This window comes from Burkholderia sp. SRS-W-2-2016 (assembly GCF_001931485.1).
In the GTDB taxonomy this organism is placed as follows: Bacteria; Pseudomonadota; Gammaproteobacteria; order Burkholderiales; family Burkholderiaceae; genus Paraburkholderia.
In genome coordinates this window covers 127,334-145,096 of sequence record NZ_MSDV01000019.1, presented here as the reverse complement: position 1 = coordinate 145,096, position 17,763 = coordinate 127,334, and the positions used below count along the sequence as shown (strand labels likewise).

Here is a 17,763-nt window from a genome sequence, read left to right as displayed (position 1 = left end):
GAAAACGGGCCGACGAATCCATTTCAGTTTGTCCGCCTTTATTTTATATCACGACATGATAGAAAAGAACGGACCCTGGCCGGTAGAACTTACCCGGCTGCGATCACCGGGTTACCACTGCCACCCCATGCCAGATGCTGCCGTCCACTGTCACGGATATACGACAGTCGCGCCGCCCGCGAAGCCGCGCGGCGGCGTTTTATATCACATTGAAATATAATCATGACCACACTGTATTCGCGTTGCCAGGGTTTCCCCGGTAATGTCGGGCCCGGCATAATCGACTACTTCCCACTCCTATCTTGTCCCGCTCCCACCTTTCCGGCTGGCTCGCCAGCTTCGTTCCCGCACCTGTCACCGTCAAATGGCACGAGCGTGCGCGTTCGTGTCTCGGCGCGCTGCTCGGCATCGCGTTCACCGGCGGCCTGATGTACCTGCTGCTCGGCCCGTCCACCAGCATTCCACTACTGGTCGCGCCGATGGGCGCGTCCGCGGTGCTGCTGTTCGCGGTGCCCGCGAGTCCGCTCGCGCAGCCGTGGTCGATCATCGGCGGCAACCTGGTGTCGGCGACGGTCGGCGTGACCTGCGCGAAGCTGATCGGCGATCCGACCCTCGCGGCCGCGGTCGCGGTGGCGCTGGCGATCAGCGGAATGTTCGCATTGCGCTGTGTTCACCCGCCGTCGGGCGCGGTCGCGCTGACCGCGGTGCTCGGCGGCCCGGTCATTCATGCGCTCGGCTATCGCTTCGTGCTGGAGCCGATCCTGATCCAGTCGGCCGCGCTGCTGTTCGGCGCGCTCGTCTATCACGCCGCGACCGGCCACCGCTATCCACATGCGGGCCGCCAGGACCGCGCAACCCCGAGCGAAGCCGCCGACGAAGCCGCGCGAGTCGGCTTCACGCGCGACGACGTGACCGCGGTGCTGCAGCGTCGCGACGAAATGCTCACCATCGATCCGGATGATCTGTATTCGCTGCTGCGCGAAACCCAGTTGCAGGCGTTCTCGCGCAGCTTCGACGAACTGCGCTGCGAAGACGTGATGTCGCGCCATGTCGTATCGGTGTCGCCGGGCACGCGCGCCGGCGCCGCGTGGGAGCTGTTCAAGCGGCACAACGTAAAGGCGCTGCCGGTCGTCGACGGCGCACAGAAGCTGCTCGGCATCGTCACGCGCGCGGACTTCGTCGAGCGCAAGAGTTTCGGCGCGCTGACGCCGATCCTCGATTACGTCGACGGCTGGCTGCGCGGCGATGCGCTGCGCACCCGCAACGTCGGGCAGGTGATGACCACCGATGTCTGCACCGTCAACGCGAATTCGCCGATTACCGAACTGGTGCCGATGTTCGCGAACTTCGGCCACCACCACGTGCCGGTGCTCGATCAGGCCGGGCGCGTGGTCGGCATGATCACCCAGGTCGATCTGATTTCCGGGCTGCACCGGCAAACCGTCGCGCAGGCCCGTAACGCCGCGTGAGCGGTAAATAGTTAGACAAACGAAGCAACGCACGCGACTCCGATGCAGGGCCGCAGTCCGCCCAAATACATCATTCTGTGATATATTTTTGCGTTTCTCAGATCGGCGGATACCCATGAAAGTACGGACTCGCAAGCTGCATAAAAACGACTTCGAGCAGTTGTCGGAGTTTCGTTACCAGATGCGGCGCTTCGAGCGGTTCTCCGAGCAGGCCGCGCAGAACGAGGGCATCACGCCGCTGCAATATCTGCTGCTGCTGCATATCAAGGGCTATCCGGACCGCGACTGGGCAACCGTCGGCGAACTCGCGGAGCGCTTGCAGGCGCAGCATCACGGCGTGGTCGCGTTGGTCTCGCGCTGCGAGGCCTTGAATCTGGTGCGCCGCCAGATCAGCGAAACCGACCGGCGCCAGGTTGAAGTACACCTTGAAAAAGCGGGCGAACGAGTACTCGAACGGCTGGCGGAATTGCACCGCGCCGAGTTGAGATCGCTCGAAGGCTCTTTCCGGATTCCACAGATCGATCTCGAGTAAATATGAGCATGGATTCACACAAGCGCGACTTCTCAGCGAACGCGCGACTACCCGGCATTTTCGCGCTGGCCGCCGGCATCGGCCTCGTCAGCACGCTGGCCGCATTCGTACTGCTGAACCTGATTCATCTGTTCACCAATCTGTTTTTCTTCGGCACGCTGTCGTTCGCGGAGCGCTCGCCCGCCACCAATACGCTCGGCCTGTGGGTGATCGGCGTGCCGGTGATCGGCGGCCTGATCGTCGGGATGATGGCGCGCTTCGGCTCGGAAAAGATTCGCGGCCACGGCATTCCGGAAGCGATCGAGGCGATCCTGTTCGGCAAGAGCAGGATGTCGCCGAAAGTGGCGGTGCTCAAGCCGCTGTCGTCGGGCATCGTGATCGGCAGCGGCGGCCCGTTCGGCGCGGAAGGTCCGATCATCATGACCGGCGGCGCGCTCGGCTCGCTGATCGCGCAGTGCGTGAAAGTCACGTCGGCGGAACGCAAGACGCTGCTGGTGGCCGGCGCCGCGGCCGGCATGACCGCGGTGTTCGGCACGCCGGTCGCCGCCGTGCTGCTCGCGGTCGAACTGCTGCTGTTCGAATGGCGTCCGCGCAGTTTCCTGCCGGTCGCGGTGGCCTGCGCGGTCGCCGGCTTCGCACGGGCAATCTTCTTCGGCACCGGTCCGCTGTTCCCGTTGCAAACCGCCGCGCCGGACGGCTGGTCGCTGCTGTCGTGCCTGATCGCGGGCGTGTTGTCGGGCGCGTTGGCGTCGGGGCTGTCGGCCGCGCTGTACAAGGTCGAGGATCTGTTCGGCAAGCTGCCGATTCACTGGATGTGGTGGCCGGCGCTCGGCGGCATCGTCGTCGGTATCGGCGGCTGGCTCGAACCGCGCGCGCTCGGCGTCGGTTATGACGTGATCGGCGATCTGCTGCACCAGAACATCGCGGTGCAGGTCGCGTTGCTGCTGCTCGCCGTAAAAGCGGTGATGTGGGTCGTCGCACTCGGCTCCGGCACCTCGGGCGGCGTGCTCGCGCCGCTGCTGATGCTCGGCGCCGGCCTCGGCACGGTGCTCGCGCACTGGCTGCCGGGCAGCGAACCGGCGCTGTGGCCGCTGGTGTGCATGGCCGCGACGCTCGGCGCCACGCTCGGCGCGCCGCTGACCGCGATCGTGTTCGCATTCGGCCTCACTCACGACGCCAATGCGCTGCTGCCGCTGCTGACGGCGACGCTGGTCGCGCACGGCTTCTCGGCGGTGGTGATGCGCCGCTCGATCATGACCGAGAAGATCGCGCGGCGCGGTTATCACATCTATCGCGAGTACGGCGTCGATCCGCTCGAGCGTCATTACGTGGATGAAGTCATGACGGCGTCGGTCGAAGCGGTCGATAGCAGCACGACGGTCGGCGACACGCTGCACACGCTGTTCGGCGCGAATCAGCTGCGCCGCGCGTATCCGGTACTGCGCGACGGCGCGGTGATCGGCGTGGCCGAGCGCGGTCTGCTCGAACGCTTCTGCGCGGACGACAGCGAACGCAAGCGCGCGCTGACGCTCGCCGATGTGTTCGCGCAGCAGAATCCCGCATTTGCTTTGCCATCCGAAACTTGCCGGCTGGTCGCGACACGCCTCGCGGTGCTCGGCCTCGAACGTCTGCCGGTGGTCGCGGATCGCAATAGCATGCGGCTCGTCGGCATCGTGTCGCGTAGCGACCTGGTGAAGCCGTCGCTCGCGCACTTCGAAGAGGAGCACAAGCGCGAGCGGTTCCGGCGGATCCGGCCGGCGCTCGGCAAGCGGCGCTTTGCACCGGTGCGTAAGACCGGCTAAAGCTTTTCGTCGCTAATGAGAAAAAGCCGACGCCCGCGAGGGCGGCGGCTTTTTCTTTTGCCGCGATGCATGCGTGGGATCGAATGCCCCGCTTCGAATGCCCCGCTATTTCCCCGCGCCGCGCGACTCGACGCAACTGAGCACGAGCGTATCGCCCGAACGCGCGCCAGGACTCAGCGCGGCATCGTGGAAGCTGCCGCCGTCGCAATGCCATTGCGCGAGAAAGTTCGCCGGACACGCACGCGTCGCGTGATCCTTGCGCGCGCCGGGCACTACGTAATCGCAGGTCTGCCGGCCGTTGCAGCGACGCGCGATATCCCGCGTCAGGTTGCCGTGCGGCGCGCCGCAGTTTTCTCCGTAGGTGCCCGAAACGATCGTGATCGAACGCATGTCCGCAGCGGCCGCGCCGGCGAGCATCAGGATGCCGAAAGAAAGCAGCGCGCCACGAATGATTCCGCTGAAGAAACGCCTGTTCTCATCAGCGGGTTCAGTGGGCCTGGTCATTTGCGCCTCCATTCCAGTTACGCCGCGGCGGCGTCGTGAATCGAAACGCGCACCGCGTCTTCTTCAGGTATAGAGGAAGCAACGCAGGACTGCCATACAAATACCGGTATCGTCGAACGCGAGCCGTATGCGCCGCGCGGCGTCGGCCACTATGGGCCGCCGCCATAAACCACCGTTATTCAAACGCCTTATCGTTCGGCGCCGCATAAACCTGCTTCAGCGCATCCGTCATCGGAAAATCGAAGCTGATGTTCTTCGGCGGGACCGGCTTCATGAACCATTTGTCGTACATCGGCTGCAGTTCGGAGCCCTTCATCACCTGCGCGAGCGTGTCGTCGACCAGCTTCTTGAACTCCGGGTCGCTGCGACGCAGCATGAAGCCGTACGCTTCCGACGATTGCGGCGTACCGGTGATGATCCAGTCCGCCGGCTTCGCGGTCAGCGTGCGGGTGCCGGCCAGCAACACGTCGTCCATCATGTACGCGACCGCGCGGCCGCTTTCGAGCGTGAGGCGCCCTTCGCCGTAGTCCTTCGCGCTGATGATCTGCATGTTCATCTTCCTGTCCTCGTTCATCTTGCGCAGGATGCGCTCGGACGTGGTGCCCTGATTCGTCACGACGGTCTTGCCGGCGAGATCGGGAAAGTCCTTGATGCCCGAGTCCTTGCGCGTCAACAAACGGGTCGTCGCGACGAAGAACGTATCGGCGAACGCGACCTGGTTCTGGCGCGACGCGAGATTGGTGGTCACCCCGCATTCGAGATCGATCGTGCCGTTCTGCACCAGCGGAATGCGGTTTTGCGACGTCACCGGGATAAAGCGCACCTTCAGATCGGCGCGTTTGGTCTTCGCCTTGACCGCGTCGATCACCTTGTTGCACAGGTCCTGCGAGAAGCCGATCACCTGGTTGTTCGAATCGACGTACGAAAACGGCACCGAGGTCTCGCGATGGCCGATCGCGATCACGCCGCTTTGCTGGATCTTCGCGAGCGTCGGCGTCGCGTCCTGCGCGAACGCGGCCGGGGCCGCGGCGGTCAGCGCGGTCAACACGGCGATAGCGGGCCAGTTCATCACTTTCATAGGTTTCTCCATTCGTGCGGCAGGTTGCGGATGGTTGCGGGCTTCTACGCGAGCCGTCTACATATGTTGCCATTAAAAAAATAATTGCAACATATGTTAACTACCGAGACTACCGCGACGCGCGCGATCCCACTCTCCCCAGCGGACACTTTCGCCCATTCCGTACCGGACACCATCCCCAAAACCGTACAGGTACTGTACCGGGCCATATCGATAGAATGTGCTGCCATCAAACAATCCCGAGCCGATCCCGGAGCCTTCCATGTTTTCCATCACTCTCAGCGCGCTGCCCGCCGGCATTCTGTTCGCGCTCGTCACGTCGATCACGCCCGGTCCGAACAACACGATGCTGCTGGCCTCGGGCGTGAATTTCGGCTTTCGCCGCACGCTGCCGCACCTGTCCGGAATCAGCGCCGGCATGGTGTTGTTGATGCTGTCGGTCGGGATCGGACTCGGCGAGGCGTTCGTGCATTTCCCGGTGCTGTACACGGTGCTCGAAGTGCTGAGCGTCGCGTATCTGCTGTATCTGGCGTGGAAAATCGGCACTTCGGGCGAGATGAAGCTGCGCAACGGCGAGCGCCGGCCGATGCGCTTTCATGAGGCGATCGCGTTTCAGTGGGTCAATCCGAAGGCGTGGATGATGGTGCTGACGGCCGCGACCACGATCCACCTCAGCGAGAGCTTCGGGATGAACGTGGTCGCGATGGCGATCGTGTTCTACGTGATCGGCTTTCCGTGCATCTGCCTGTGGGCGGGGTTCGGCACCGCGATGCGCGACGTGCTGTCGAATCCGAAGCGGCTGCGCATTTTCAACGTCGCGATGGCGTTGCTGCTGGTCGGGTCGCTGTATCCGATCGTGCTGAAGCTGCTTGGGATGGCTGGTTGAAATTGCCGAGAAAGCGCGGCCACGAGGCCGCGCCGGCGTACTGTACCGGCCGTGCCTACTGCACCAGTCGCGGCGGCGTATAAGCGCCGTAGTTCGTCCCAACGCCGCCCGAAGCCGGCGTTTCGCAGTGACTCATGTCGTTGGACATCTGCACGAGGACGTAGGGCTTGCTGCCGTTCGACGCGCTCAGGATATGAATACAGGCAAACGCGACCACCGGCTGGAACGAACCGGTCGACAGATCGCTCACGACCGCAACCGTCTCCCATGCGCATTGCCCATTGCCCGCGGCACTGCATGTATCGACACTCTTGAAAACCGAATTTTCCTCGCCCGACTGGATCCAGGTGCCCGGTGAAGAGCCGATCGAAAGTGTCGTGGTGTTGCCGCTCGTCAACAGTCCCTTCGTGTAGCTCGCGGACTGATTGCTCGAATCGAACGACGTCCATTGTCCCGCTGTACACGACGAGTACTGATAGGACGAGCCGATCTGAAAATAGTACGGCTGTCCCGCTACCTGAGCGACGCTGGTCCCCGCAAGCGTCCCACTAGTCGGCGACAGCTTCGGCGAACTGGTCGTCGAATTCCAGTAGGTATCGAACAGGCACTTCGACATCGCGAGCGGAAACAGCCCACCCGGCCCGACACTGCCCGGCGACGAGAGCACCGCGGTCGCCACCGCGCTCGCCTTCAGCACCTGCACGCCGAATACCTTGCCGAGAAACGCCGACACCGAACCGTTCGCGTTCGAGCCGTCCTTGCGTATCGTCACCTGCACCGCCGGCATATCGTTAGTGCCCGGCGTGAACGGCAGCGCTTCGAGTCTGTACGGCGAGCCGGTCGCATTCCAGTAACCGGTCGCGACGGTACTCGCCTTCAGATACGCGCCCTGCACTTTGTTAGTCATACTGGAGGTCGAAAACGTCGACGCGGTCGTCGACGCGGTGGTCCAGTCCGGCTGCGTCGCGCTGCTGTTGCTGCACTCGCTGCGCGGCTTCAGACAGCCGGCGCCGGCCATCGCGGCGGCATCGGCGGCGTTCTGCAACTCGTTGCGCGCGACCATCAGATTGCCGATATCGACCGCCAGCGCGCCGATCCCCAACAGCACGATCAGCATCAGCGCGACCATCACGGCCACCGCGCCCTGCTGGCGCTTTTTGCTCCGCGTGCGCATGGCGGCCTCCTACTCGTTGTTCATCACGGTGGTCGCGGACAACGTGACCGGTCCCGTGAAGGCCGACAGCGCCCGGCCCAGGCCAAGACCTGTGTAGCGATAGCTGACCGTCACCGACAGCGGCTGACCGAACGTGCCCTGCGCACCGGTGGTGGTGACGACCGGCGTATTCTGCGTGCCGAACGTGAGCAGATAGCTCGACGTGTAGTTCGTCACGACCGTCTGAACTTCGGTTGAAGTGGGTTTCGGGCTTTTCAGCACCACACCGGCACGCGCGCCTTCGCGGCTCGCGTTGGTGATGACCGCTTTGTCGTAGAGCGCGATGCCGAGCTCGACGATCGCGAACAGAACCAGCAGCAGAATCGGCAGCACGATCGCGAATTCGACCGCGGCCACACCCCGTTGCCCTGACGGGCGCTTGCCGTTGCCGCGCCGAAGCGCGTGCACGGACCGGTATTTTTTGTAGTCCATACTTCCCCCTGACTCACGCATTGTCTTGAGCGACGAAGCTCGCTTCTGCGTTTATGACCGGCGTTTGTGGATTTCACTGCTGAGCCGGTTTGTCTCAAATGTAGGCACGCGAACCCGCCGGCACTGTGGGACAGCGCACGTTGGACGTCATCTGCGTGTGCGGGTATTCGAGGAGTCCCGGGGGTTTGGGGTTAGAGCGCGCCGCGGCCGACCCGCTCGATAAAGCGCCACAACGCATCGTCGTCCGCATACGGCGCGTTGAAGCGGAACCACGCGCTCGGCGCGTCGTCGGGCCGGAAGTAGGAGCCCGGCGCGAGCCAGATGCCGTGCGCGAGCGCGGCGGTCGCGACCTCGCCGGCGCGCTGCGCGTCGATCGGCAACCGCGCCCACGCGAACAGCCCCGCGCGCGGCCGGTGAAACAGTTCGAGCCCGAGCGCGTCGAGGCGCTCTTCGAGCACCGCATGCGCGAGCTTGAGCCGCTCATTGACCGTTTCGACGTGGCGCGCGTAGCGCCCTTCGACCAGCACCTTGTCGACAATCCGCTCGATCGCCTCCGACGACGTCAGCCCGACCGCCATCTTGGTGCGCGCGAGTTCGCGCAGCACCGCCTGCTCGGCGACCACGTAACCGCAGCGCAGCGCCGGCGTCACCGTCTTCGAAAAGCCGCCCACATACACGACCCGCTGCAAGCCCTCCAGCGCCGCGAACAGCGGCGCGCCGGGCGGCGCGAGTTCGCGGCTGACGTCGTCTTCGATCACCCACATCCGCGCGCGCTCGGCGATCTGCAGCAGCCGGAACGCGGCCGCCATGCCGTAGGTCGCGCCGGTCGGATTCTGCAGCGTCGTGTTCACGAAGATCGCCTTCGGCTGGTGCCGCGCGACCAGCGTTTCGAGCACATCGGTATCGACGCCGGTCAGCGTGCGCGGCACCCCATGCACGACGAGGCCGGCGAGCTTGAGAATTTGCAGCAGATTGCCGTAGCCCGGGTCTTCGACGATCACCGCGTCGCCCGCGCGCAGCAGCGTGCGCACGATCAGATCGAGCCCCTGGGTCGCCCCCTGGGTCAGCAGCACATTGCCGACATCGACCGGCAGGCCGAGCCGGTCGAGCTGTTCGGCGACGCGCTCGCGCAGCGGCGCGAAGCCATACGGATGGCCGTAGTCGCCGAGCCGCGCGGCCGGCACCCGGCTCAGCGCGCGCAACGCATGTTGCAGGCCGCTCTCGTTGACCCATTCGCTCGGCAGCCAGCCGCAGCCGGCCTTGATCGGCACCGAATGATCGGCGAACACATCCGACAGCAGCCAGTTCGCGGTCAGGCTCGGCGGCTGCCAGCCGGCGGCGGCCGCGCGCGGCGCGGCGCCCGCTACGGGACGCGCGGCGACGCGATAACCGGAGCCGCGCCGCGCGACCACCAGCCCCATCGAGACCAGCCGGTTGTACGCCTCGGTCACCGTAAAAGTGCTCAGCGCGTGACTGCGCGCGAGCTGCCTCACCGACGGCAGCAGCGCGCCGGCGCGCAGCGACTGCGCATCGATCGCGCGCGCGAAGCCCTGCACGACCTGTTCGACGAGCGTCGAAGCGGCACGGCGGTCGCGATGAAGGTCCAGTTCGATCATGAGGCTGGCTAAATAAACGGGCTAAATGGGCCGCGACGGCGGCCGGGTCGAGTGGGTGCGGGAGCGGATAGCGGATAGCGGGCGGCGGGTGGTGCGGCCCTGAAGCCACTACAGTTCGCGCGAATCCGCCAGCACAGTTAGCACCACACCTGAGCAACTGTGCATGCCGCCATTAAACCGCGAGCGCTAGAGTTTTGGCTATCCAGGACGTCCCCAGGAACAGCCGTGAGCACGTCCGTCCCTACCCACTTCGAGGAGATGCCATGAATTCGCGCGCCGTCATCGACGATCTGTCGTCGTTCTGGATGCCGTTCACCGCCAACCGTCAGTTCAAGGCCGCGCCGCGCCTGCTGGAATCGGCCAAAGGCATGTTCTACCGCAGCACCGACGGGCGCGAGATCCTCGACGGCTGCGCGGGCCTGTGGTGCGTGAACGCCGGTCACGGCCGCGAAGAAATCATCGCGGCGATCACCCAGCAGCTATCGACTCTCGATTTCGCGCCGACCTTCCAGATGGGCCACCCGCTCGCGTTCGAAGCGGCCAGCAAGGTCGCCGAACTGATGCCGGCCGGTCTCGACCGGATCTTCTTCACCAATTCGGGCTCCGAATCGGTCGATACCGCGCTGAAAATCGCGCTCGCCTATCACCGCGCGCGCGGCGAAGGACAGCGCACGCGCCTGATCGGCCGCGAGCGCGGTTATCACGGAGTCGGCTTCGGCGGCATTTCGGTCGGGGGCATCGCGCCGAATCGCAAGACTTTTTCCGGCGCGCTGCTGCCGGCGATCGATCATCTGCCGCATACGCACAACCTCGAACAGAACGCGTTTTCGAAGGGGCAGCCCGCGTGGGGCGAGCAGCTGGCCGACGAGCTGGAACGGATCGTCGCGCTGCACGATGCGTCGACGATTGCCGCGGTGATCGTCGAACCGGTGGCCGGCTCGACCGGCGTGCTGATTCCGCCGCAAGGCTATCTACAGAAGCTGCGCCAAATCTGCACGAAGCACGGCATCCTGCTGATTTTCGACGAGGTCATTACCGGCTTCGGTCGTCTCGGCGCGGCGACCGCGAGCGAACATTTCGGCGTCACGCCGGACCTGATCACGCTCGCGAAGGCGATCAATAACGCGTCGATTCCGATGGGCGCGGTCGCCGCGAGCCGCACGATCCACGACACGGTGGTGAACGCCGGCGCGCAGGGCGCGATCGAGCTGTTCCACGGCTATACGTATTCCGCGCATCCGGCGGCGGCGGCCGCGGCGATCGCGACGCTCGATCTGTATCGCCGCGACAAGCTGTTCGAACGCGCGGCGAATCTCGCGCCGAAGTTCGAAGCGGCCGCGCATGCGCTGCGCGGCGCGAAGCACGTGAAGGACGTGCGCAACCTCGGGATGGTCGCCGGGATCGAGCTCGAATCGCGCGACGGCGCGCCGGGCGCGCGTGCTTACGAGGCCTTCGTCAAATGCTTCGAGGCGGGCGTGCTGATCCGCTTTACCGGCGATATTCTCGCGTTCTCGCCGCCGCTGATCATCGATGAAGAGCAGATCGCGCGGCTCTTTAATACGGTGAGCGAAGTACTGGCGACGGTGCAATAAAAACGCGGGGCACGCGGCAGCCTGCTGCCGGATGCCCCGCGCCTTGACGTGCTCCGTCACAGATAGCGGGCCTGCGTTGTAAAAGAAGCAGGCCCGTTTTCCTTAGTGATGCGCGCGCGACGCCCGCGTCTGCGCGGCCTTCTTCGCGGCCGCCGAGCGACCGGCCGCGCCCTTGGTGGCCGCCGCCTTTTTAGCCGCCGCCGAACGGCTCGCCGCGGGCCGCTTGGCCGCCGCCGACTTCGCCTGCTTCGACATCGCTTCCGGCGACGCGCCCGCCTTGCTCTCGCGCTTCAGCACGCTGGTCGCGACACGCGAGCGCTTCGCGCTCGACTCCTTGCTCGCGGTTTTCTTCGCGGCGCCGTCGTGCTTGCCGGCGGCGCTGTCCTTCTGCGCTTTCTGGCGGGTCGCCTCGCTCGTCGCGCCCTTCTTCCGCGGTTTCACATCGACGCCCGCGCGGCGCGCCTCGGACAGCCCGATCGCAATCGCCTGCTTCGGCGAGCGCACGCCGTGTTTGCCGGCGCGCACCTTGTCGACCTGCTCCTTCACGAACTCTCCCGCTTGAGTACTTGCCGACTTGCCGGCACGCTTATCGGCCGCGGCACGCTTCAGGGTTTTCTGCTCTGGCATGACAGTTCTCCGGTTGTGGCTGTGGACTTTCCATTCAGCAACGGCCGTGCCGGGTTCGCAGTGCGAATCGCACTCGACTTCATGCAGGCGGCGCGGCCGGCGCGACGGGACTCGCGCACAGCCGCGCGACGGCGTATGGTGGAGAACAACGGGCGGCGCAGGGTCCGCCCCGACCGCCCTGCATCGGAGAGAACTCATGAAGATTGCTAACGTTCGCGCGGGAGCGCATATCGAGGGCGTGCACTGGGTCGCCGAATACGCGGAGGACGTGCACGAGATTCGCGTGTTTCGCGAGGGGCAGGAAGTGGACGTGCACAACGCGCCGTCCACGCTGTTCGGCGACGAGGAAAACGCGGGCTCGAAAAGCACCGCCGATCATCGCGCGATGGAAGCCGCCGTGCTCGCTTATCTAAGGCGCTTTGTCACCGAGCACGACGCGGAGGAGTAGAAAGTTTTTACGGGAGTGACAGCGCGCGGGTGTCACCCCGCGCGAGCCCCCAAGCGAACCACGCGTCAATCCGCCGGCCGCAGCTTCTTCACTTCGGCATCCGACGGCTGCACGCTCGCGCCGTCGATATACCGGTACGACGTCATCACGCCCTTGCCGTCCTTCACGCCGGTCACGCCGACATACGCGCCCATCGTCGACTGGTTGTCCTGCGCGCGGTAGGCGATCGGCCCGAACGGCGTCTCGACGTTGAGCCCCTTGAACGCGGCGGCCAGTTTATCCGGATCGGTCGAGCCGGCCTTCCTGATCCCGTCCGCAATCGACATCAACGCCGAATAGCCGACCACCGAACCGAGGCGCGGATAGTCGTGATATTTGGCCTGATACGCCTGGACGAATTTCTTGTTGGCCGGCGTATCGATCGAATACCACGGGTAGCCGGTCACGATCCAGCCGGTCGGCGCTTCGGCGCCGAGCGGATCGAGATAGTCGGGCTCGCCGGTCAGCAGCGAGACCACCGCGCGATCCTTGAACAGGCCCCGCGTATTGCCCTCGCGGACGAACTTGCCGAGGTCCGCGCCGAACAGCACGTTGAAGATCGCATCGGGCTTCGCATCGGCGATCGCCTGGGTGACCGCGCCGGCATCGACGCTGCCGAGCGGCGTCGCCTGTTCGACGACGAACTGCACGTCCGGCTGCGCGGCGGTCAGCAGCTTCTTGAAGGTCGCGACCGCCGATTGCCCGTACTCGTAGTTCGGATACACCAGCGCCCAGCGCTTTTTCTTCAGCTTGGCCGCTTCCGGCACCAGCATTGCGACCTGCATATAGGTGGAAGGCCGCAGACGGTACGTGTATTTGTTGCCATCGGCCCAGACGATCTTGTCGGTCAGCGGCTCGGCGGCGAGGAAGAAAATCTTCTTCTGCTTCGAGAAATCGGCGAGCGCGAGGCCGGTATTCGACAGGAAACCGCCGAACAGCAGCTGCACCTGCTCGCGCGCGATCAGCTCCTGCGCGACGCGAACGGTGTCGCCCGGGTTGCCGTTGTCGTCGCGCGATACGACTTCGAGCTGCTTGCCGAGCACGCCGCCGGATGCGTTGATCTGTTCGAGCGCCAGATTCCAGCCGTTTTTGTAAGGCCCGAGAAAGGCGGGCTGCGCCTTGTAGCTGTTGATCTCGCCGATCTTGATGGTCTGCTGGGCGCTCGCGCCGAGCGCGGCGAACGAGCACACGGTCGACACCATGAGGCGAGAGATCCATCCTGCGCGCGTGGTCATGCGTTTCTCCGTTATCAGAAGGATTGCTGGTTTTTATCGGGCGGGCGTGCGGCCTGCGGCGCGTCAGTGCTTCAGGGTTCGCGCGGCTCGGCGCGGATGCGCGCCACGCTGGCGGCGACGTCCTGCCACGCCGGCTTGCCGCCCGCGAATTGCGTGCGCAGATACGACACCAGCTCGGCAAGCTGCGCGTCGTTGAAACTGTCGCGGTAAGCCGGCATCGTACCGAGTTCGGGCCGCGCAGGCGAGTCGATCCCATCCAGAATCACCCGGATCAGGTTGTCCGGCGTGGCGCCGTGCAGGTTCGTATTGAGCGCCAGCGACGGATGCGCGCCGAACAGCTGCGGTCCGCTGCCGGTGTGATGGCAGGCCGCGCAGGCGCCGTCGAACAGGCGCGCGCCGGCCGTCACCGGCGCACGGGCCGGCGTGCTCGCGCGTTCGAATTCGCGCGCGGTCGCGGCCGGATCGGCGTTCGGCTCCAGCGGATTGAGCGACGCGAGATAGACGGCCATCGCGCGAATATCGCTGTCGGGCAGCGTCGCGAGATCGCCGATCACCGGCGCCATCGGCCCGGCCGCGACGCCGTGCAGCGGCGCGTGACCGGTGCGCAGATAGCTGAACAGTTCGTCCTCGCTCCACGGCACCGGCGCATTCGACAGCGACGACAGCGCCGGCGCTTCCCAGCCCTCCGCGAGGCCGCCGCCCATGAACGCGGCGCCGCTCTTTTCGGCGCCGAACGCGTTGCGCGGCGAGTGGCACGCGCTGCAATGGCCGAGGCCGTTCACCAGGTACGCGCCGCGATTCCATTGCGCGTTTTGCGCGGGATTCGCGCTGAACGCGGTGCGCTGCAAAAACATCCCGTTCCATGCGGCCATCAATGGCCGCACGCTGAAGGGAAACGCCAGCTTCGTTTCCGGCGGCCGGCTGCGCACCGGCGTTTGCGACATCAGATACGCGTACAGCGCATGAAGATCGTCGTCCGAAATATTCTGGAACGACGTGTACGGAAACGCCGGATACAGCCGATGACCGTCGCGGCTAATACCATGCCGCATCGCGCGCAAGAATGCGTCGAGCGACCAGGTGCCGATGCCGGTCAGGCCGTCGGGCGTCAGATTGGTGCTGTAGACGGTGCCGAACGGCGTCGCGAGCGCCTTGCCGCCGGCATTCGGCACGCCGTTCGGCGCGGTATGGCAGACCGCGCAATTGCCGAGCGACGCGAGCAGCTTGCCGCGCGCGACCAGTTCCGGCGCGAATGCGCTCGCGAGCGGCGGCGCGATCGGCGCGAGCGGCGTGGCCGGCACCGACGCGAAAGTCAGGGCGCCTAACCACCCGGCCGCGCCCGCGGCGCCCGCCGCCAGCAGCCCGAAAAACCCGCGTCGGCGGCGTTGTTTGCGGCGCGCGGCAGCCGCGTCCTCGGCCTGCGCATCGGCGAGCGCCGCGCGAATCTTTTCCGGCGTGAACGGCGGACGGCGAAAGCGCACGCCGGTCGCGTCGTACAGTGCGTTCGCAATCGCCGCCGCGCCGGGCAGCGACGCGGATTCGCCGGCGCCCATCGGCGGCTCGCCGTGGCGCGGCATGATCACGACGTCGATCACCGGCACTTCGCGGAACGTCAGGATCGGATACGCGCCCCACTCCTGGCTCGTCACCGCGTTGCCGCCGAAGCTGACCTGCTCCTTCAGCGCGCGGCTGGTGGCCTGAATCACGTTGCCGTGAATCTGGTGGCGTACGCCGTCCGGATTGACCGTGGTGCCGTTGTCCTGGCCGACCACCACGCGCGTGACCGCCAGTTCGCCGCTCTTGCGGTTCACTTCGATATCGGCGACCCATGCGGACCACGCGGCGCCGAAGCCGGGGAATTTGCTGTGTACGTAGCGGGCGTACGCGATGCCGCGGCCGCGGGCGATGTCGGGGTTTTCTTCGCCCGCTTCGTTGCCGCCTTCGTTGCCGCCTTCGTTGCCGCGCGTTTTGAACGCCGGTTCGCGCGCTTCCCAGCCCGCCTTTTCCGCGACCGCTTTAACGAGGTCGATCGCGCGCGGATCGGTCAGATGCTTGAGGCGAAATTCGACCGGATCGACGCCAGCCTGCTCCGCGAGTTCGTCGATAAACGACTCGTGCGCGAACGTGTTCGGCAACGCGGACACACCGCGCAGCCACGCGGCGCGCACGATCGGCGGCGTGTCGTCGCAGACCACCCGCATGCTGCTGTAGTCGTACGGCGGCACCGCGGTGCGGTCGCCCATTTCGAACACCTGCGGCTGCGCGGGCAGCATGCCGGTCAGCAGCAGCGCGAGCGTCGGCGCATCGTTCGACGGGTAGCGGGTCGCGAAATCGTAGGCCGCCAGTTCTCCTTCGGCGGTCAACGCGCCGCGCACGTCCATCAGTTGCGCGGCGCCTTTCGGCTCCCACGCGTGCTCGTCCTCGCGCGACAGTTGCACGCGCACCGGGCTGCCTACCGCACGCGATAGCAGCGCCGCGTCGGCGGCGACATCGTCCGCGCAATTGCGGCCGTAGCAGCCGGCCGCGTCCATTCGCACGATCTCGATGCGCGCTTCGTCGAGCGCCATCAGCAGCGCGAGGTCGGCGCGCAGCGAATGCGGGTTCTGCGTGCCGGACCAGATTTTTAGCGTGGAGCCGGCGCCGTTGTTGTTGTCACCGCTGCCGCGAAAATCCGCCACCGCGCATGACGGCCCAATCGATGCATGCAACTGGAACGGCCATACGTAGGTGCGTTCGAGCGTACGCGCGGGGTCTTGTGCAAGCGCCTTATCGACATCGCCTTCGATCACCAGATCGCGCCGCTTCGCCGGATTCGCACGCAATGCCGCTTCGACCTGCTCGCTGGTATCGAGCGGCGGCAAGCCGTCCACCGTTTTCCAGCGCACGTCGAGCCGCTGCGCCGCCTGCTGCGCGATCTCCTCGCGCTCGGCGACGATGCCGACGAAATCGCGAATCACCACGACCTGGACGACGCCGGGCAGATCGCGAATCGACGCTTCGTTCACTTCAAGCAGGCTATTGCCGATGAACTCGCCCTGCGCGACGCCCGCATACGGCGGCCGCACGACGCGTCCATGCAGCATGCCCGGCACCCGCACGTCATGCACGAAACTCAGCTCACCGGTCGCCTTCGCCGGAATATCGATGCGCGGCGCGCTCTTGCCGACGATCCGGTAATCGTGCGGCGGCTTCAACGGCGCATCGTTCGCGAGCAGCAGTTCGACGCGCCGTCCTTTGATCAGGTCTGCGTAGTGAATCCCTTGCGCCGGGTCACCCTCGCCGGTGCGCGCAAACACGCGGCCGTCCCGCACACCGAGATCTTCAACCTTCACACCCAGCCGCGCGGCCGCTTCCTTCAACAGATACTGCCGCGCCTGCGCGGCCGCCTGCCTTAGAGGCACCGCGCTGATCTGGATCGTCGCGCTGGCGATCGTCGGCCCCTGGTTCGGCGCCTCGCCGGTATGGCCGAGCACGATCGACACGCGGGTAAGCGGCACATCGAGTTCTTCCGCGACGATCTGCGCGAGCGCGGTGCCGATCCCGGTGCCGAGATCGACGTGACCGTTGAACGCGACCACGCTGCCGTCGTCGCGCACGACCAGAAACAGATCGGCATCGGTCGGCACGAACGACGAGCGCGAACCGGGCTGACCGGGCGCGGCTTTGGCCGGCGCCTGCGGCGGCCGCGCGACGATCAGCACGCTGTGCGCGTCGTACAACTGCTTGCGCGACGGCGGCGCACCGCGTCGATCGACGCTGAAGTCCGGGCCCGTCATACGCGCGCTCCGTCGTGCGCATCGGCATCGGCTTGCGCGGCCAGCAATTCGGCCGCGCGCCGCACCGCGCGCACGATCTCGACATGAGTGCCGCAGCGGCACAGATTGCGCGACAGTTCGCGCTGGATCGTCGCGAGATCCGGATGCGGATCGCGTTGCAGCAAAGCGGTCGCCGTCATGATCATGCCGTTCAGGCAGTAACCGCATTGCGCGGCCTGTTCATCGATAAACGCCTGCTGCACCGGATGCAACGCGGTGCGCGTGCCGAGCCCTTCGAGCGTGGTGATTTCGTGGCCGAGCGCGACTTCGGCGGTGGTCACGCACGCGCGCGTCGGCACGCCATCGAGCAGCACCGTGCAGGCGCCGCATTCGCCGAGACCGCAGCCGAACTTCGGGCCATTCAGCGCGAGGTCGTTGCGCAGCAGGTACAGCAGCGGCGTGCGCGCCGACGCACTGACCACGTGCGTCGCGCCGTTCACGTTCAGCACCAGTTGCGCGGGGCGGTTCAGCATGA

Annotated in this window: 15 protein-coding genes; 6 read left to right on the top strand and 9 right to left on the bottom strand. The window is 65.8% G+C overall.

Going from position 1 to position 17,763, the window contains the following annotated elements; all coding sequences use genetic code 11:
* The first annotated feature begins 302 nt into the window (after nucleotides 1–302).
* The 3 genes from BTH42_RS07100 (at nucleotide 303) to BTH42_RS07090 (ending at nucleotide 3,803) form a co-directional block, all read left to right on the top strand.
* On the top strand, nucleotides 303–1,469 hold the full coding sequence (locus tag BTH42_RS07100; protein WP_075297294.1) for an HPP family protein: 1,167 nt from the start codon (nucleotides 303–305) through the stop codon (nucleotides 1,467–1,469).
* Nucleotides 1,470–1,584: 115 nt separating this feature from the next.
* The gene (locus BTH42_RS07095; RefSeq protein WP_075297292.1) at nucleotides 1,585–2,001 is read left to right on the top strand and encodes a MarR family winged helix-turn-helix transcriptional regulator; all 417 of its coding nucleotides are present in this window, start codon (nucleotides 1,585–1,587) and stop codon (nucleotides 1,999–2,001) included.
* 2 nt (nucleotides 2,002–2,003) lie between these two features.
* Nucleotides 2,004–3,803: a chloride channel protein gene (locus tag BTH42_RS07090; RefSeq protein ID WP_075297290.1), complete on the top strand. Its 1,800-nt coding sequence runs from the start codon at nucleotides 2,004–2,006 to the stop codon at nucleotides 3,801–3,803.
* 105 nt (nucleotides 3,804–3,908) lie between these two features.
* On the opposite strand, the gene BTH42_RS07085 is transcribed toward BTH42_RS07090, so the two are convergent.
* Nucleotides 3,909–4,307: a hypothetical protein gene (locus tag BTH42_RS07085; protein WP_075297288.1), complete on the bottom strand. Its 399-nt coding sequence runs from the start codon at nucleotides 4,305–4,307 to the stop codon at nucleotides 3,909–3,911.
* A 175-nt stretch (nucleotides 4,308–4,482) separates the two neighbouring features.
* Entirely contained in the window at nucleotides 4,483–5,385 is a 903-nt protein-coding gene (locus BTH42_RS07080; protein WP_083654686.1) for a glutamate/aspartate ABC transporter substrate-binding protein, read from the bottom strand.
* Nucleotides 5,386–5,647: 262 nt separating this feature from the next.
* On the opposite strand from BTH42_RS07080, the gene BTH42_RS07075 reads away from it, so the two are divergent.
* Complete coding sequence (locus tag BTH42_RS07075; RefSeq protein WP_075297287.1) at nucleotides 5,648–6,271, top strand: LysE family translocator; 624 nt, start codon at nucleotides 5,648–5,650, stop codon at nucleotides 6,269–6,271.
* Between the two features lie 55 nt (nucleotides 6,272–6,326).
* On the opposite strand, the gene BTH42_RS07070 is transcribed toward BTH42_RS07075, so the two are convergent.
* The 3 genes from BTH42_RS07070 to BTH42_RS07060 all read right to left on the bottom strand — a co-directional run bounded on the left by BTH42_RS07070 (nucleotide 6,327) and on the right by BTH42_RS07060 (nucleotide 9,532).
* Complete coding sequence (locus tag BTH42_RS07070; RefSeq protein WP_075297285.1) at nucleotides 6,327–7,445, bottom strand: TadG family pilus assembly protein; 1,119 nt, start codon at nucleotides 7,443–7,445, stop codon at nucleotides 6,327–6,329.
* Between the two features lie 9 nt (nucleotides 7,446–7,454).
* Nucleotides 7,455–7,916 (bottom strand): TadE/TadG family type IV pilus assembly protein, encoded by a 462-nt coding sequence (locus tag BTH42_RS07065; protein ID WP_075297283.1) that lies wholly within the window; start codon nucleotides 7,914–7,916, stop codon nucleotides 7,455–7,457.
* 191 nt (nucleotides 7,917–8,107) lie between these two features.
* Complete coding sequence (locus BTH42_RS07060; RefSeq protein WP_075297281.1) at nucleotides 8,108–9,532, bottom strand: PLP-dependent aminotransferase family protein; 1,425 nt, start codon at nucleotides 9,530–9,532, stop codon at nucleotides 8,108–8,110.
* A gap of 263 nt (nucleotides 9,533–9,795) precedes the next feature.
* Between BTH42_RS07060 and BTH42_RS07055 the strand changes: the two genes are divergently transcribed.
* Nucleotides 9,796–11,124, top strand: coding sequence for an aspartate aminotransferase family protein (locus BTH42_RS07055; protein WP_075297279.1), 1,329 nt, complete (start codon nucleotides 9,796–9,798; stop codon nucleotides 11,122–11,124).
* Nucleotides 11,125–11,226: 102 nt separating this feature from the next.
* Here the strand turns inward: BTH42_RS07055 and BTH42_RS07050 are convergent, their stop codons facing one another.
* Nucleotides 11,227–11,751 carry a DUF6496 domain-containing protein gene (locus BTH42_RS07050; RefSeq protein WP_075297277.1) on the bottom strand — a complete coding sequence of 175 codons (525 nt, stop codon included), beginning with the start codon at nucleotides 11,749–11,751 and terminating at the stop codon, nucleotides 11,227–11,229.
* A 196-nt stretch (nucleotides 11,752–11,947) separates the two neighbouring features.
* Between BTH42_RS07050 and BTH42_RS07045 the strand changes: the two genes are divergently transcribed.
* Complete coding sequence (locus BTH42_RS07045) at nucleotides 11,948–12,199, top strand: hypothetical protein (RefSeq protein WP_075297275.1); 252 nt, start codon at nucleotides 11,948–11,950, stop codon at nucleotides 12,197–12,199.
* A gap of 65 nt (nucleotides 12,200–12,264) precedes the next feature.
* Here the strand turns inward: BTH42_RS07045 and BTH42_RS07040 are convergent, their stop codons facing one another.
* The 3 genes from BTH42_RS07040 to BTH42_RS07030 form a co-directional block, all read right to left on the bottom strand.
* Nucleotides 12,265–13,473, bottom strand: coding sequence for an ABC transporter substrate-binding protein (locus BTH42_RS07040; RefSeq protein WP_075297273.1), 1,209 nt, complete (start codon nucleotides 13,471–13,473; stop codon nucleotides 12,265–12,267).
* 71 nt (nucleotides 13,474–13,544) lie between these two features.
* Nucleotides 13,545–17,249, bottom strand: coding sequence for a molybdopterin cofactor-binding domain-containing protein (locus BTH42_RS07035; protein ID WP_075297271.1), 3,705 nt, complete (start codon nucleotides 17,247–17,249; stop codon nucleotides 13,545–13,547).
* The gene (locus BTH42_RS07030; RefSeq protein WP_143751999.1) at nucleotides 17,246–17,758 is read right to left on the bottom strand and encodes a (2Fe-2S)-binding protein; all 513 of its coding nucleotides are present in this window, start codon (nucleotides 17,756–17,758) and stop codon (nucleotides 17,246–17,248) included. Before BTH42_RS07030 ends, BTH42_RS07035 begins: the two co-directional genes overlap by 4 nt.
* Nucleotides 17,759–17,763 lie beyond the last annotated feature (5 nt).

Bases quoted from the DNA above. Each gene is read 5' to 3' on its own strand.
- BTH42_RS07075 (WP_075297287.1), top strand. From the start codon at position 5,648: ATGTTTTCCATCACTCTCAGCGCGCTGCCCGCCGGCATTCTGTTCGCG.
- BTH42_RS07050 (WP_075297277.1), bottom strand. From the start codon at position 11,751: ATGCCAGAGCAGAAAACCCTGAAGCGTGCCGCGGCCGATAAGCGTGCC.
- BTH42_RS07080 (WP_083654686.1), bottom strand. From the start codon at position 5,385: ATGAAAGTGATGAACTGGCCCGCTATCGCCGTGTTGACCGCGCTGACC.
- BTH42_RS07060 (WP_075297281.1), bottom strand. From the start codon at position 9,532: ATGATCGAACTGGACCTTCATCGCGACCGCCGTGCCGCTTCGACGCTC.
- BTH42_RS07045 (WP_075297275.1), top strand. From the start codon at position 11,948: ATGAAGATTGCTAACGTTCGCGCGGGAGCGCATATCGAGGGCGTGCAC.
- BTH42_RS07090 (WP_075297290.1), top strand. From the start codon at position 2,004: ATGAGCATGGATTCACACAAGCGCGACTTCTCAGCGAACGCGCGACTA.
- BTH42_RS07040 (WP_075297273.1), bottom strand. From the start codon at position 13,473: ATGACCACGCGCGCAGGATGGATCTCTCGCCTCATGGTGTCGACCGTG.
- BTH42_RS07095 (WP_075297292.1), top strand. From the start codon at position 1,585: ATGAAAGTACGGACTCGCAAGCTGCATAAAAACGACTTCGAGCAGTTG.
- BTH42_RS07085 (WP_075297288.1), bottom strand. From the start codon at position 4,307: ATGACCAGGCCCACTGAACCCGCTGATGAGAACAGGCGTTTCTTCAGC.
- BTH42_RS07035 (WP_075297271.1), bottom strand. From the start codon at position 17,249: ATGACGGGCCCGGACTTCAGCGTCGATCGACGCGGTGCGCCGCCGTCG.
- BTH42_RS07055 (WP_075297279.1), top strand. From the start codon at position 9,796: ATGAATTCGCGCGCCGTCATCGACGATCTGTCGTCGTTCTGGATGCCG.
- BTH42_RS07065 (WP_075297283.1), bottom strand. From the start codon at position 7,916: ATGGACTACAAAAAATACCGGTCCGTGCACGCGCTTCGGCGCGGCAAC.
- BTH42_RS07070 (WP_075297285.1), bottom strand. From the start codon at position 7,445: ATGCGCACGCGGAGCAAAAAGCGCCAGCAGGGCGCGGTGGCCGTGATG.